Genomic DNA, 13,966 nt, shown 5'->3' on the forward strand with positions numbered 1-13,966 from the left:
GATCAGCCGCCGGTTCTGGTCGGCAAGCCTGCGGCCTTCCAGCCGATGATGCCACCGGCCAGATGCTTGTCATAGGGAAGGCCCGCCGCCTGGGCCGCCAGCGAGGCCGTCACCGAGCGCTTGCCCGAACGGCAGGCGAAAACCACCTGCTTTCCCTGCGGGTCCGGAATGGCCGCCGGATCGAAGGTCTGGAGAGGAACGACCACACCGTCCGGATAGGCTTCCACCGCGACCTCGTTGGGTTCGCGGACGTCGACCAGAAGATAGCGCCCTTCCGCCATCCCCTCGGAAACCTCTTCCGCGGTCAAATCGTGCACCTGATGGTCCGCCACGCAATATCCTCCTGACAACCCGCCGCGAGGGCTCCGATCAGCCCGGCCAAGCGGGCGCCAAAGTCGCCCCTCGCGGGGCGAAAATCAAGCGCCGCGAACGGTTTAAACGACCGCCAAAAACCAGGCCGCCGCCAACGCAGTTATTCTGCTCCCGCCGCCGTTTTCAGGCGAGATGTTCTTTCACCATGGGCCAGGCGCCTTTCGCCGTTTGAGGACCGGTCGCCCGGTAGCCGCGACGAAGGTAGAAGCCGCGGGCGTTTGAGCTTGCCTCCAGGCGCACCGAAGGGAACTGGCGCTCGCGCATCAGCCCCTCGAGCATGGCGAGCAATCCTGCGCCCACGCCCTTCCCGGCAAATTCAGGTGCCGCATACAAGCCCTCCAGCATGTCGCCGCGAATGGCTCCCCATCCGATGACGACGCCGTCCAGCTCGGCAACCCACACTTCCAGCTCCCGCAGCTTTCGCTCCATGCCGGACAGCGTGAGCTGCGCCGCCCACGCCTGCGCTTCGGCGACCGGCATCGTTGGAAGCGCGAGTTCAAGGATAGATCGCCGCCGCACGTCGTGCAGACGGCTCACGTCCTTGCGCATCGCGCGACGGTAAATGGCATCCATCGTCACCTGCCTCACCTCAAACGGACCTGCCGAGCCAATGTCCGCCATTGAGAGATGCGCACTATAACGGCCTAGGCCAATGTCTGAAGATGATCCAGATGCGACCTTCCAGCGAAGAGGAAATTGCCCGGTCAATGGGAAAGCGGGTGTAATCTTTGCTGCGGCTTATCAGTGACGGCGGCCCCGGCGGCTGTCACCATTGGGCCCAACGCAGAGGCCGGTTCGTTCGATGTACGGGAACCCTAGCCATTCGTTTAAACGGCCCCAAACCGGGGGCCGCCAACCCGAACGATACGGGTTTTCTTCCAGCAGTCGGGGGGGCGCCTTTCGGCTGGAAGCACTGGAAGCAACCCTCAGCCATGCCGATTGTTCCTTGGCCTTCGCCAAACAGTTATGGACATGGAAATTAAGGATTAGTGGCGTCCTGCCCCCGCCACTTGCCGCTCTTTCCCGCTAGATTGATTGCGCGCCGATGGAGCAGTCAAAGGGGGACATTCTAATGCGCGATGGCACAGAGGCTGAAGCCAAACTAACACTGGGCCAAGTCATCGGTCAGACTGCAAGTTCGTTCCCACACCAGCCTGCGATCGTCTCCGCCACGTTTGCGCCTCTGACGTACCGCGGTCTTCAGCGGCAGTTGGACGGCATCCGCCGACAGTTGCGTTTGGCTGGGTTCGATTGCAACGCCCGGATCGGGATACTCATGCCGAACGGCGCGGACGCGGTTCTCACCATCGTTGCGGTAGCCTGCTGTAGCATCGCAGTTCCTCTTGATCCGCGGCTGTCCCAGGCGGAGATCGATCAGCGTCTCGACATGCTGCGCCTGAACGCTCTTCTCGTGCCGCAAGGCAGTGCCTCTGAAGCTCGCCAGGCCGCCGAGCGGAGAAGGCTCGCCATCATCGAAGCCGCTCCGGTCGGACACGGTCAGCTTGGACTCAATATCGCAGTGCAGGTCTCCAACGTCCCTGCCATCGACGCTGAGCCTGATCCGGGCTCGCCCGCTTTCATCCTGCAGACGTCGGGCACGACCGCGCAGCCGAAGCTCATCCCGTTCAGTCATAGCAATATGCTGGCGGCGGCCGCACGGCTTCAGGCCTGGTTCGGCCTCACACACTGGGACCGTTGCCTGAGCGTTTCGTCCCCTTACTATTCCCATGGGCTCAAAGTAACGGTCTTCACACCGCTGCTGACGGGCGGCAGCATTGCCGTCCCGGCGAACTGTGCCGTCGTGGCGCTGGACGAGTGGCTCGATGTCCTGCGGCCGACTTGGTACTCGGCAGGTCCCACGCTCCACGCTGCAGTGCTGGACAAGGCAGAAAGCCTTGAGGATGCGCCAGCGGCGCACACTCTGCGGTTCGTTGTATCGGGTGGCGCGCCGCTGCTGAAAGAGGTGCAGGACGACCTGCAGCGCATTTTGGGTGTGCCGGTGCTGGAGCATTACGGCTCCAGCGAAGCCGCGCAGATCGCCACCAACCTGCCGCCGCCCGGGCCGAACAGGCCAGGGACTTGCGGGCAACCTTGGCCTGATACCGTGGCCATTGTTGGTGAGGATGGACATCCCTTGCAAGCCAGCGAGCGGGGTGAGATCTGGGTTCGTGGTCCCACCGTGACGTCTGGCTATCTCGATGCGCCGGAACTCAATCAAGCTGCTTTCAAAGAGGGTTGGTTTCGCACGGGCGATATCGGCAGCCTCGACGGAGACGGCTTCCTGTCCGTGCACGGCCGCCTGAGTGAACTGATCAACCGCGGCGGTGAGAAGATCGCGCCTGCTGAGATCGAATCCGCGCTACTACGCCATCCAGCCATAGCCGAAGCCGCTGCTTTCGCTATCGCACATCCACGCCTTGGCGAGGACGTCGCAGCCGCCATCATTCGCCATCCTGGCGCGCAGACGACACCCGCGGAGCTTCGCCAGTTCCTGCAACGCGAGTTGGCCTCCTTCAAGATTCCGCGGCACATTCTGTTCCTCGACCAGCTGCCAAAGGGGGCAACGGGAAAGGTGCAACGGCGACGGCTGCGCGAGGAGCTCGACGGGCTGTTGGGTCATCAGGGGGCGATGCCGCTGCCTGCTGTGAACAAAGGGCCATTGGATCTGAAAGCTGAATTGCTGACCCTATGGCGTAGGCTGCTCAAGTCCGAGGCTGTGACGATCGACGATGATTTTTTTGCCCGCGGTGGTGATTCCCTTCTAGCGATGGAAATGCTCATCGAGATCGAGCGGCTCATCGGCCATCCCGTACCGGAAACGATCCTGTTCGGGGCAGAAACAATCCGGCAACTTGCTCCAAAAATCGCCATGCAGACGGGCACGCCAGCGACGCCGTTCTTCCAGTTCAGTGCCAATGGCGATCGACCTCCCCTGTATTTCTTCAATGGAGACCTCGTCAGCGGCCACACCGGTATGCGGCGGGTGGTAGAGCTTTTCGGGCCCGATTACCCGATCGTCTCCATCGATCCCCATGGTCTGCACGGGGAGCCGATTCCGCCGTCGATCGAGCAGATGGCCGCTGACCGCCTGCCGCTTATTTTGGAGAGGCAGACCAGCGGGCCTTTCCTCTTGGGCGGCAAATGCAACGGCGCCATGGTGGCGTTCGAAGCAGCCCGCCTGCTGATGGCAGCCGGTCACGAGGTTGATATGGTCGCGATGGTAGACCCGCCGACCGTCACGGCCCGTCCGGCGCACCGGGCGATCATTGGGCTGATGAAGCCAATAGTTTCGCCTTACCTTCTGCGCTGGACGTATGAACAAATGGCGCAGCTGGAGCGATACTCCAAGGCGTCGACGAGCGGGCCGATTGCGATCGCCGAGAGCGAGATTCCGCGACCGTTGTGGGACGCTTACTCAATCGCTATGGCGCAATATCTTCCGGCACCACTCGAGGTCCCTGTGACATTTTACGCGGCCGAACACGACGGCCGCGCGTGGCGGCATCTCAGCTCTCAACTCGAAGTGATCCAGGTGCCTTGGGGACATCGTGGCTGCCTGACTATCGGCGCCGAACTCCTGGTTGATCATCTGCGGCAAAGAATTGATGCTCTGGCCGATCGCGCGCCTCCGCCCTTGAGCCGCACACGTCGCGAACGCCCGGCTGGATTGGCGTGTGACGATAATCAGGGCGCTCGTGCCTCGCGGGGTCGATACACTCAATCCGCGAGATGACAGTTGATGGCCTTTTTCATTTCGCGGGGCCGGAGAGAAGCGGCCCCAGCGGGGGGCTAGGGGCTGAGCTGAGGCCGCCATTCCAACCGCTAGCAACGCGGAAACAAGCGGCCAACGGTCAGTTAAATTATCGCAACCCGGTTGATCGTTCCGAACTAGTTTGGAGTACCTCCGTTGGCGGCCTCTTTCATATCAGACTAAGCCGTGCCATGTGCCCATTGGCACCTCTGGCAACAAACGTGCGGCAAAGTCGATAGGCCCCGCTCGGATGTCTCGCACCACAGATGAGGCAATTCCAGGCCGGCGGTGGCCAGGGAAAATCCGGCAAGGTGACGCTGGACCCGCTGTGCGGGACACTGCCGAAATATGGGCGGATCGCTTCGGGAGCGATTGTGCCGCCGATCTGATATCCTGCGCCGCGAGGGCCGGTCCATACTCAGATACGCGTCAGGGTATATTGATGTGTTGCACGCGCAGCAACTGAACCAAACGATTACTGTTCGTTTCGCGGGAGCGATCATGAATAAGCGTCTTCTGGCGACGATTCTTGTGGTTCTCACCGATACGGCGGCGACTGCGCAGGCTCCAGACGCGCTCATCGCCCGCGCGAAATCATTCGAACTCGATACGCCCTATGTGCCGCCGCCAGGCGACCCCTTGACGCATCATGCCGCCGGATTTGCGAAGGTCATGTGCTCAGCTGTATTCATGACCGGCCTTGCGCCCGATTTCGCGGCCGAAAATGTCGGGTTTTTCACGGCGCCCTACCGACAGCGCGAGAAGCTCGGCAAGCCGGTCATCGATCGCGCCAACAAGGAAGTCCACGTCACGCTCCCTAACGGCGTGACACGGACCGCCAAACAACTCGGGAGCCAGGGTTGCGTCACGTTCCCGATCGGCGAGAGCGCCATGAATTTCAAGCCGGTCGCCGTCAAGAGCCGATTGCCCGATCCCGCAACCCAATTGTGGCCCATGGGCGACATGCTGCCGCAGGATCCGTTGCCGGCAGAGATCGACACCGGGAAACTCAGAGCTGCCGTGAACGCCGCGTTCCAGCCGGCCGAAGCATTGACCGCGGCGTTCGTCGTGACGTGGAAAGGCCGCCTCATCGCCGAGCGCTACGCGGAAGGTGTTACGGCGCAGACGCCGCTCGAAAGCTGGTCTATGGGCAAGAGCATTACGGCAGCGCTCCTTGGCGTTCTGGTCAAAGCCGGTGTCTATGATCTGGACCAGCCGGCACCGATCCCTGAATGGCAAACGCCCGGCGACCCGCGCGCCAAAATACGCATTGCGGATCTCCTTCACATGTCGAGCGGGCTTCGGATCAGGGCGCCCCAAGACCCGGATTATGACCCAACGGGGCCTTACCCGGATCACGTCTATCTTTATACCGGCGGCATCGATTCCTTTCACTACGCGGCAACACGGCCATTGCAATGGCCTCCCAACACGATCGGACGCTATCGCAACACCGATCCGGTCCTGATCAACTATCTGATCCGGCTCGGTGTCGAAAAAAGCGGCGACGAATATCTCTCATTTCCTCAGCGGGTGCTGTTCGACAAGCTCGGCATCCGTACCATGGTGATAGAAACCGATCCGTTTGGAAATTTTCTTGGGCAAGGTTATGAGGTGGGCTCCGGGCGCGATTGGGCCCGGCTTGGCAATCTCTTTCTTCAGGGGGGCGTTTGGAACGGTGAGCGAATTCTCCCGGAGGGCTACACCACATTCGTCAGCACGCTTGCGCCCGCCTGGGCCGCGGACAATCGGCCGATCTATGGAGCTTTTTTCTGGCTCAACGGCGACGGGCAATATCCAGTCCCGCGCGATGCCTATTACATGGCGGGCGCTGGCTGGCAGACCACGCTGATCATTCCCTCGCACGATCTCGTCGTCGTGCGTCTCGGACACTATCGGGGCGAATCCTACGCCGCTTCAGGCTTCAGCAAGGCGCTCGCGCTGTTGATCGAGGCGGTACCAAAAGCACAAAAAGCCCGGGCCCCGCGAATTTGACAACAGAGGGCACAACGGGGCCGAGCGAGGAAAGTAAAAATAAGAATCGTGCCAACGAGGCTATCGGTCCACCTGTAGAGAAATGAAACATGCCGACCAGTCCGCTTTCGATGGAATAAGAGACATCGACAAGATGGACAGGGGTTTCGCCTCTTGTGAAGGTTTTCGGATGTCGGCGCCATGATGGTGGCGCGGCGAACACGGGGGACCGGCGTCCGCAAACCTCCAAGGGACTAGAACGGACATAGGCCGGCCGAAATCCCGCAGTGCGGCAGCTCCCCTGCTGCTCATTCCCGTTTCATATTGGCCGCCAAAATCACCCTGCTCCACTTCCTGACCTCGTCGGCGATCAGTTTGGCGAAGTCGGCGGGCGACCCGCCAAGAGCCGTGCCGCCCAGATTGGCAAGCTTCGCTTGGAGTTTCGGATCGGCGATGCTGACGTTGACTTCCTTGTTCAGCTTTTCGATGACTTCTTCCGGCGTGCGCCTTGGACCGCCGATGCCGAACCATGCACTTACCTCGTAACCGGGCAGTGTTTCGCCCAGAGCCGGAACGTCCGCCAATATTGGCGAGCGCGCCATCGTTGTTACCGCCAAGGCGCGGAAACTGCCGGCCCTGACATATTCGATCGATGAGAGTAGCGGGCCAAAGTAGACATGCGCTTCGCCGGTGAGAAGGGCAGGAAATACCTGCGCGCCCCGGTAAGGCACGTGAAAGAGATCGACGCCGGCCATCGTTTTGAACATTTCGCCGGCCAAATGGGTCGTAGATCCGATCCCGGCTGACGCCATATTGACCTTGCCGGGATTGGCTTTCGCGTAGGCGATGAACTCCGCGACTGTCTTGGCGGGAACCGATGGGTGTACCTCCATGACCAAGGGTACACGAACAATACCTGCGATCGGCGCGATATCACGGATGAAGTCGAAGTCGAGCTTGAGCAGGGTCGCATTTATCGCATTTGGCGTGGCAACCAACAGCAGCGTGTAGCCGTCCGGGGATGCCCGCACGACTGCCTCAGTGGCGATGTTGCCGGTAGCGCCGCTGCGATTCTCGATAACAAATGACTGTCCAAGTCGCTCCGACAGCGATTGACCGATCAATCGCGCGACGATGTCAGGTGCACCGCCGGCGCCAAAGCCTTCGAGCAAGTGCACCGGCCGGGTCGGGTAATTCTGCGCGCTGGCGAATTGGGATAATGCCGGAAGCGTGGCAGCGGCCGCTGCCAGATGCAGGAATTGACGGCGCGGAAGTTTCATTGCGGCCTCCCCAAACTGCTGGCATGCGGAGTCCCTGCGGAGCCGCACGGGAGGCCGCACACGCAGACGTCGGTTTAATTTCGATGCACGCCTGCCGACGGCACGAGCGCTGCGGCTAGATAAAAGGGACTTCGGCACGTCCCGCTCGGCAGCTCATGATCAGGCTACATCAGTTGCACGACCGGCGGAAGGCAAGAATTAAGAGCCATGCACCGCACGAGTCTGGCAGATTTTGTTGCAAAAGTCGGCTGCTTTGGCTTGTGTGATAGCTGGTTGAGAAAGAGCCGATTACCGCATGCCGAGGCTGGGCTACGCGGTTTTTGGCTTCCGCGTACCGCGGCAAACTGATAAGATTCAGATCGAACCTGCTCACCGGGAAGTCGACGAAGCCGATCACGCCACTTTACGTGAAGTGATGTGCAATGGTTCCGAAAACCCAGTACGCAAAGAGCGGTGATGTTCGCATCGCCTATCAGGTCGTCGGCGAAGGGCCGTTCGACCTCGTGTTCGTTCCTGGTTTCATTTCGAACCTCGACGTCGCTTGGGAGGAGCCCTATCGTGCGCGGGTTTGGACCCGCTTGGCGGCCTTCGCCCGCCTGATCATGTTCGACAAGCGCGGCACCGGGCTTTCCGACAGAACGGTTGGTGCGCCAACCCTGGAAGAGCGCATGGACGATGTTCGCGCGGTCATGGATGCCGTGGGCTCGCAACAGGCCGCCCTGTTCGGCATCTCCGAAGGCGGCGCGATGTCAGTCTTGTTCGCGGCCACCTACCCAGAGCGTACCCGAGCGTTGGTCCTGTACGGCACCTATGGCCACTTCAGCTCGTGGGTTGTGCCCCCGGACAGGCTCGAAGCCGCCCTGGATCGCATGGAAAAAAATTGGGGGACCGGCGAGAGCCTCCGTTTGTTCGCCCCCAGTGTGGCATCAGATGAGACATTCAAGCTATCATGGGCCCGTTTTGAACGTCTCGGGGCAAGTCCCTCTGCAGTTGTCGCGCTTATGCGAATGAACAGCGAAATCGATGTTCGTCCAATCCTTCCGTCGATACGGGTGCCGACGTTCATTATTCATCGACAAGCGGACGTTCGCGTCAACGTTGAAGCCGGCCGGTTCATGGCCCGGCAAATCCCAAACGCGAAATATCTCGAACTGCCCGGCAGTGATCACATGTTGTGGACTGGCGAAACAGAACGGATATTGGATGAGGTTGAAGAGTTCCTGACAGGCTCGCGGTCCGCAATCGAATCTGACCGCGTGCTCGCCACCGTTCTGTTCACTGACATTGTGAACTCGACTAAGCGTGCCGAGACGATCGGAGATCGTGCATGGCACGATGTGCTTGATCGGCACAACGCGCTCGTGCGGCGGGAGATTTCGCGACATAGAGGGCATGAGGTGAGGACAATGGGAGACGGCTTCTTGGCAACCTTTGACGGGCCGGCTCGGTCAATCCGGTGCGCTCTGGCGATCAACGAAGGCGTTGAAGCTCTTGGGCTGCAGGTGAGGGCCGGCCTTCATACCGGCGAGGTCGAAATGGCCGATGATGATCTGAGCGGGATCGCCGTCCACATTGCATCACGTGTCGCGACGATGGCAAAGCCCGGGCAGGTTCTGGTGTCGAATACAGTCCGTGATCTTGTCGCAGGATCAAACATCAGGTTTCATGACGAAGGTAGTCATTCCCTGAAGGGCCTCACAGAGAGCGTCAGATTGTTCGCGGCCGAACGTTAGTGGCGCAAAGCGGATGTTCTGCAAACGAGTTTATCAGCTGCTTTGGAAAAAGCCTTCCAACCTGCTCTGTCCGATCAGCCGGCTGGCGCACAAGCGATCCGCATTGTCATTAAGCTTGTCCGTCCAAATGATTGCTCAGTTTGCGACGGCCCGAAGCAGAAAGACGTTGTCGTTCCGTCTCGACATCAAGTGACCGTGAGACGTGAGGCAGTTCACATTTGAATATCGCGAGTTGATTTAAGGCCGTCACTAGCCCCGGAGACGAGCGATGCCATTGTTCAATAGCCAAATCCATTGGCAGGGAATGGGCAACACGGTGGCGGTCGGGCTTCTCACCTTGTTCGCCGTTGTTAGTTACGTGGAATGGTCATCGAACGCTGCCGTGACCGAATTTATAAGCGCGACCGAGGCATCGGCATCTGATCCGAACCAGTCCAACGAGTCTCCAGCTTCGATTCAGTCCTCAAGGGCCGAACGGGGCTGCCCCCAGGGTAAGAGACCGCTACCAACTGAACTTATGCCCTTGCCGTAATTTGCACTTCCAGATCCAATTCGGTCTCGTGCGCGGGTTTCAGAATTTGGGACAGCTTCGTTGTCCGTGTGTGGATTTGCGCAATCCATACTTCTCGCTTTGCTGTTGAACCTTCGCGAAGTTCCCGTGACCCAACACTAAGGGGCGTTTGGACCAGAGTAGGAGGTCCGCATGACGAGGCATCGAACGATTACCGGGTTCGTGGCTGTCGCTCTGCTCGCTGTTGCCGCAACCGCCGCCAACATGAGGTCGCACTCGACTTCGACAGACGGCATTGTGGTCTCTACCGGCGCGACTACGGTTGACGCGAACCAGTTCCCGCCTGCGAGTTTTGACGAGCGCTGGTCCGCGATGTCAGATTCGAAAACGGACACGCCTGAGCGATAGGCTCGACCTTCGCTCCGCCGCAATCGGTTAGCTGGCGAAAATTGTAATGGACCCTTGATCGTTGGGCGACGCTTTCGCGGGCTAGGCGTGGGTGCGGCTGCGCGCACGACAAGATAATTACGGAGGTACATTCACACCACATTGTCAGTCACATCACATTGGCAAAATCCAACTTTTCGAAGGAGGCAACGATGAACGTGCTGAAAGTTGCAATCGTCGGCCTGGCCCTGATTTCAGCCCATACACCGGTTCGCGCGGACGTCATCGGCGACTGGAACAACACCGCCATGGACGTGATGAAGGCGGTCAACGTCGCCGGTAATCCGTGGACGCGCAGCATGGCTCTGGTGAACGTGTCCATGTCCGACGCGGTCAATTCGGTGCAGAACCGATATTCACGTTACATACCGGAGCTTCCAGCTAACCCAAACGCCTCAGCCGAGGCCGCGGCAGCGGCGGCTGCCCGCGAAATTCTCATGCGCCAGTATCCCGGTCAGAAGGAGCGGATTGATGCAGCCTTCGCGGAGACGATGAAAACCATTCCGGACAACCCCGCACGGGCTGCAGGTATTGATTTAGGCAAAAGCGTTGCGGACGCCGTTTTTACGGAACGGCAGAGCGATGCGACAAACATGCCCGACACATACCGCCCGCTCACCACGCCCGGCGTATGGGTGCCGACCACGCCGCCGCTCTTCCCTCAATATGCGACGGCCAAGCCGTGGGGTCTGGACAGCGCCAGTCAGTTCCGCCCGGCTCCGCCCCCGGCCCTCAACAGTGCGCTTTACGCGCGCGATTACAACGAAACCAAGGAAATGGGTGGCGTGAAAAGCACGAAGCGGACCGACGCGCAGTCTGACGCCGTGCGCTTCTGGACGCAGGCCAACCTTGGGCCGGCATGGTTCCAGGCCGCCAGGCAGGCTTCCGCGCGTCACAACCTCCCTGTCGCAGACAGCGCGCGCGTGTTCGCACTGATGTCCATGGCTCTCGCCAATTGCTTCATCGTCGATTGGGACGCCAAGTTCCAGTACAATTTTTGGCGGCCGATCACCGCGATCCGCAACGGCGACCAGGACGGCAACGATGCGACTGAACGCGACGCCGGCTGGCAGCCTCTGAACACCACGCCGATGCACCCGGAATACCCGTCGCAGGCGGGGATCAACGCGGGTGCGGCGCGAGGCGTTCTTGAAGCTGTTTTCGGCAACGGGACGGAAAACTTCACGGCGACCGATACTTCCGACGCGCGGCTTTCACGCCAGTTCACCAGCTTTGCGCAGATGGCCAAGGAGCACGAAGAAGTGCGCATCTGGGGCGGCATTCATTTCCGCAATTCGCTGGAGGTCGGAGACGCGATGGGGCGGAGGATCGCCGACCATCTCGTGGCAAAGTACATGAAGCCGGCGCCGTAGGCCCATGTTCGGCGCCATCGCAAGGCGCTTGGTGACCGGCGGCGCGCTGCTGCTTGCCACCTTCCTTGCCGCAGACGCCGCTGACATCGACGACGATCTGCCCGACCTTACTGACAAGATCGCGCAGATGGCTTCCGAGGTCGCATTCGAGTTGCAGCAAATCTGTCCGCCTGCTTCACCGTCGGACCAGGCAGCCTTCGACCGATGCCGGCGCAGCCTGTTCGGCGACTCCGCGCTGCGGCGCAGCCTCGCGCCGAGGCTGCTGTGGGGTCGCCGGAACCAGGATGCCGCGGCAGCGCTCAGTGACACCAACCTCACGCAGTTTGCGCCCGATGTGATTACCGGTCTTTACCTCCCGCTGTTCATGTACAGCGGCGAGTACAGCACCGAGTACGTCGAGCGCGAGCGATTGTACCTGATCCGTCTACGGGCAGGATTTCGCAACCTGTTGCCGCCCGGGCAGTTTCCGTATCCGTTCTGGCACGAAGAGGCGAAGTGGGGTGTTTATCAGGCTGCGAATGCGGTCCTGCTCTGGGTCAATCGAAAGACCGCGAAGATCGTCATCGGGCAATTTACCGAGCGAGGCAGCGACAGCCGGATTGTTTCCGCGCAACCGATATGGCCCAAGTTCGATGGCAAATGGATGTGGATGGACAAGGAGGGACGCATCCAGCCACGCGTGACGCTCTTCGACGGCTTGTTCCGGCAGGACAATCCCTATCTGCCAAAGCTCGACTTCACCTACAGGACGCTGGCGCTGCGGATGCGCGATGCGCAATGCGATAACTGTCACATGCCGAACAACCCCATGCCGATGCGCCGGCTGGTGCTGATGCACACACCGGCCCACGCGGCAGGCGAGATCAGCCGGCTAATGACGGCGGTGCGTGAGGACAGGATGCCGCTCGACGATACCGGCGCCGAACAGCCGCTCGAGCCCGCGCTCAAACGTGCGCTGCTCGAAAGCGGCGGAGCATTCGAAGAGTTGGTGAAGGCTGCAAAAGACTGGGAAGCGGCACACCGGGATTGAATGGCACTCGATTGATCCGGTCGCCGAACCGCCGCCTGCCCCGAATATTCTTGTCTCGAGACACGCAATAATCGCACGACGCCTTGATTTCTGCACTTTTCGAGCAAACAAATTGCAAACATGTAACTCTTTGGAGGACACGCGATGATGGGGCGTGGGCTCGCGTTGTTACTGGTGGGGCTGCTCGGCGGCTGCATGCAAGCGACGCTTGCGCCGTCATCGAACGCCAGTTTGACCCCAAGGGACCGGCAGTTGCTCGCCCACCCGCCTTATGCGCAGGCGAGCATTCCGGAGACGTATCGCCGACATATTGTCGACTACACGCGCAAAGAGCAGCCGGGCACGATCCTGGTCGATACCAACGCGCGTTATCTCTATTACGTCCTGCCGGGGGGCAAGGCGATCCGCTACGGCGTGACGGTGGGAGAGGAAGCGCTGGCCTGGTCCGGCGTCGCCACGGTTGGCCGTACGGCCGAATGGCCGGACTGGATCCCGACGGCGGAGATCCAGGCTCGGCTCGGCCCCTACCCGAAGCGCATTCCCGGAGGTCCGGCCAATCCGCTGGGCGCGCGGGCGATATATCTTTACGAGGGCAACAAGGACACCCTGTACCGCATCCACGGCACCAACCAGCCGGAATATATCGGTCAGGCCATTTCGTCCGGCTGCATCCGCTTGACCAACGAAGACATCATCGATCTCGTGGACCGGGTGAAGCTGGGCGCGATCGTCGTCGTCCTCCCGCCGGGCCGAAGTGCGTAGCGTGCACTCTTAAATCCTGAAACGCCCAGGATACGCTTCTGCGTTAGCCCGATCGGCGGCACAGATTTGAGGCCGGGACCGCAAAGCTGTCATGCACCCGAACCCGGTGCCGGCGCGGGACTCAGCGGGGCGCCTCCGACCGAAACAGGGCCGACAGGTTTAGGCCGTGGGGAGACTGTTTTTCGCGACGTGCGGACGACCCGAGCGCGAGGTTTTGAATGCGAGATGCTGGAAGTCGTCAACGGCGTCACAGCACTCTGCAGAGCGTCCGTCTGCGCCGCCAGCGAGGAGAGTTGACGGGATATTTTTTTCAAGTCCCCCTGTTGAGTTGCAGCGGTCTGCGTGAGCGACACCAACACTGCTGCGTTTTGCTGCTGCGACAACTGAATATCGTTCAGTGCCGCGCGGACGACGGGATCTGGTAACGGGGCCAAAGCCGTCTCATGTGCAGGTGCGGCGAAGCGATTGAAATTCGGCAAGGAGAAGCCATCGAAATCTGCCAGAGAGATATTTGGCAGAGAGAAGCGATCGAAATTCGGCAAAGAGAAGTAATTGAAATTCGGCAACGAGGAGGCATTGAAACTCGGCAAAGAATTGGCGGTGGCCGCACCGATGATGGCCAAGGCGGATATAGACACCAGTATCGCCGGTACCCGGCCCGAAGCCCCCTGCCGTGCCGTCGCAGGCTGATTGTCTTGTTGCGTTTCCTTATCCGGTGTTTCGGCCACCTGCG

At 60.6% G+C, this 13,966-nt stretch carries 10 protein-coding genes; 6 read left to right on the forward strand and 4 right to left on the reverse strand.

The features are described from left to right. Positions 1–2: 2 nt before the first annotated feature. Together V1286_RS18360 and V1286_RS18365 are read right to left on the reverse strand one after the other, a co-directional pair. Positions 3–281, reverse strand: a complete 279-nt coding sequence (locus V1286_RS18360) for a rhodanese-like domain-containing protein (protein ID WP_244608244.1) — start codon at positions 279–281, stop codon at positions 3–5. A gap of 214 nt (positions 282–495) precedes the next feature. Further along, on the reverse strand, positions 496–945 hold the full coding sequence (locus V1286_RS18365; RefSeq protein WP_334489721.1) for a GNAT family N-acetyltransferase: 450 nt from the start codon (positions 943–945) through the stop codon (positions 496–498). A 499-nt stretch (positions 946–1,444) separates the two neighbouring features. On the opposite strand from V1286_RS18365, the gene V1286_RS18370 reads away from it, so the two are divergent. Both V1286_RS18370 and V1286_RS18375 read left to right on the forward strand, forming a co-directional pair. After that, entirely contained in the window at positions 1,445–4,105 is a 2,661-nt protein-coding gene (locus V1286_RS18370) for an AMP-binding protein (protein ID WP_334481500.1), read from the forward strand. Between the two features lie 366 nt (positions 4,106–4,471). Beyond that, positions 4,472–6,118, forward strand: coding sequence for a serine hydrolase domain-containing protein (locus V1286_RS18375; protein WP_334481502.1), 1,647 nt, complete (start codon positions 4,472–4,474; stop codon positions 6,116–6,118). 287 nt (positions 6,119–6,405) lie between these two features. Here the strand turns inward: V1286_RS18375 and V1286_RS18380 are convergent, their stop codons facing one another. Beyond that, positions 6,406–7,377 (reverse strand): Bug family tripartite tricarboxylate transporter substrate binding protein, encoded by a 972-nt coding sequence (locus V1286_RS18380; protein ID WP_334481503.1) that lies wholly within the window; start codon positions 7,375–7,377, stop codon positions 6,406–6,408. Positions 7,378–7,799: 422 nt separating this feature from the next. Here V1286_RS18380 and V1286_RS18385 point away from each other — a divergent pair, with 422 nt between their 5' ends. The 4 genes from V1286_RS18385 (at position 7,800) to V1286_RS18400 (ending at position 13,233) form a co-directional block, all read left to right on the forward strand. Next, positions 7,800–9,110 carry an adenylate/guanylate cyclase domain-containing protein gene (locus V1286_RS18385; protein ID WP_334481504.1) on the forward strand — a complete coding sequence of 437 codons (1,311 nt, stop codon included), beginning with the start codon at positions 7,800–7,802 and terminating at the stop codon, positions 9,108–9,110. Between the two features lie 1,110 nt (positions 9,111–10,220). Further along, positions 10,221–11,441, forward strand: a complete 1,221-nt coding sequence (locus V1286_RS18390) for a vanadium-dependent haloperoxidase (RefSeq protein ID WP_334481506.1) — start codon at positions 10,221–10,223, stop codon at positions 11,439–11,441. Positions 11,442–11,445: 4 nt separating this feature from the next. Beyond that, a complete protein-coding gene (locus tag V1286_RS18395; RefSeq protein ID WP_334481508.1) occupies positions 11,446–12,471 on the forward strand; it encodes a hypothetical protein in 1,026 nt (341 codons plus the stop codon). 144 nt (positions 12,472–12,615) lie between these two features. Next, the gene (locus V1286_RS18400; protein ID WP_334481509.1) at positions 12,616–13,233 is read left to right on the forward strand and encodes a L,D-transpeptidase; all 618 of its coding nucleotides are present in this window, start codon (positions 12,616–12,618) and stop codon (positions 13,231–13,233) included. Between the two features lie 89 nt (positions 13,234–13,322). On the opposite strand, the gene V1286_RS18405 is transcribed toward V1286_RS18400, so the two are convergent. Continuing rightward, positions 13,323–13,961 carry a hypothetical protein gene (locus tag V1286_RS18405; protein ID WP_334481511.1) on the reverse strand — a complete coding sequence of 213 codons (639 nt, stop codon included), beginning with the start codon at positions 13,959–13,961 and terminating at the stop codon, positions 13,323–13,325. Positions 13,962–13,966 lie beyond the last annotated feature (5 nt).

This window comes from Bradyrhizobium algeriense (assembly GCF_036924595.1).
Taxonomy (GTDB): domain Bacteria; phylum Pseudomonadota; class Alphaproteobacteria; order Rhizobiales; family Xanthobacteraceae; genus Bradyrhizobium; species Bradyrhizobium algeriense.

What these genes read in the sequence shown, in the direction of transcription:
- V1286_RS18370 (WP_334481500.1), top strand. Translation starts at nt 1,445, where the DNA reads ATGCGCGATGGCACAGAGGCTGAAGCCAAACTAACACTGGGCCAAGTC.
- V1286_RS18375 (WP_334481502.1), top strand. Translation starts at nt 4,472, where the DNA reads ATGGGCGGATCGCTTCGGGAGCGATTGTGCCGCCGATCTGATATCCTG.
- V1286_RS18390 (WP_334481506.1), top strand. Translation starts at nt 10,221, where the DNA reads ATGAACGTGCTGAAAGTTGCAATCGTCGGCCTGGCCCTGATTTCAGCC.
- V1286_RS18365 (WP_334489721.1), bottom strand. Translation starts at nt 945, where the DNA reads ATGGATGCCATTTACCGTCGCGCGATGCGCAAGGACGTGAGCCGTCTG.
- V1286_RS18385 (WP_334481504.1), top strand. Translation starts at nt 7,800, where the DNA reads ATGGTTCCGAAAACCCAGTACGCAAAGAGCGGTGATGTTCGCATCGCC.
- V1286_RS18360 (WP_244608244.1), bottom strand. Translation starts at nt 281, where the DNA reads ATGGCGGAAGGGCGCTATCTTCTGGTCGACGTCCGCGAACCCAACGAG.
- V1286_RS18400 (WP_334481509.1), top strand. Translation starts at nt 12,616, where the DNA reads ATGATGGGGCGTGGGCTCGCGTTGTTACTGGTGGGGCTGCTCGGCGGC.
- V1286_RS18380 (WP_334481503.1), bottom strand. Translation starts at nt 7,377, where the DNA reads ATGAAACTTCCGCGCCGTCAATTCCTGCATCTGGCAGCGGCCGCTGCC.
- V1286_RS18395 (WP_334481508.1), top strand. Translation starts at nt 11,446, where the DNA reads ATGTTCGGCGCCATCGCAAGGCGCTTGGTGACCGGCGGCGCGCTGCTG.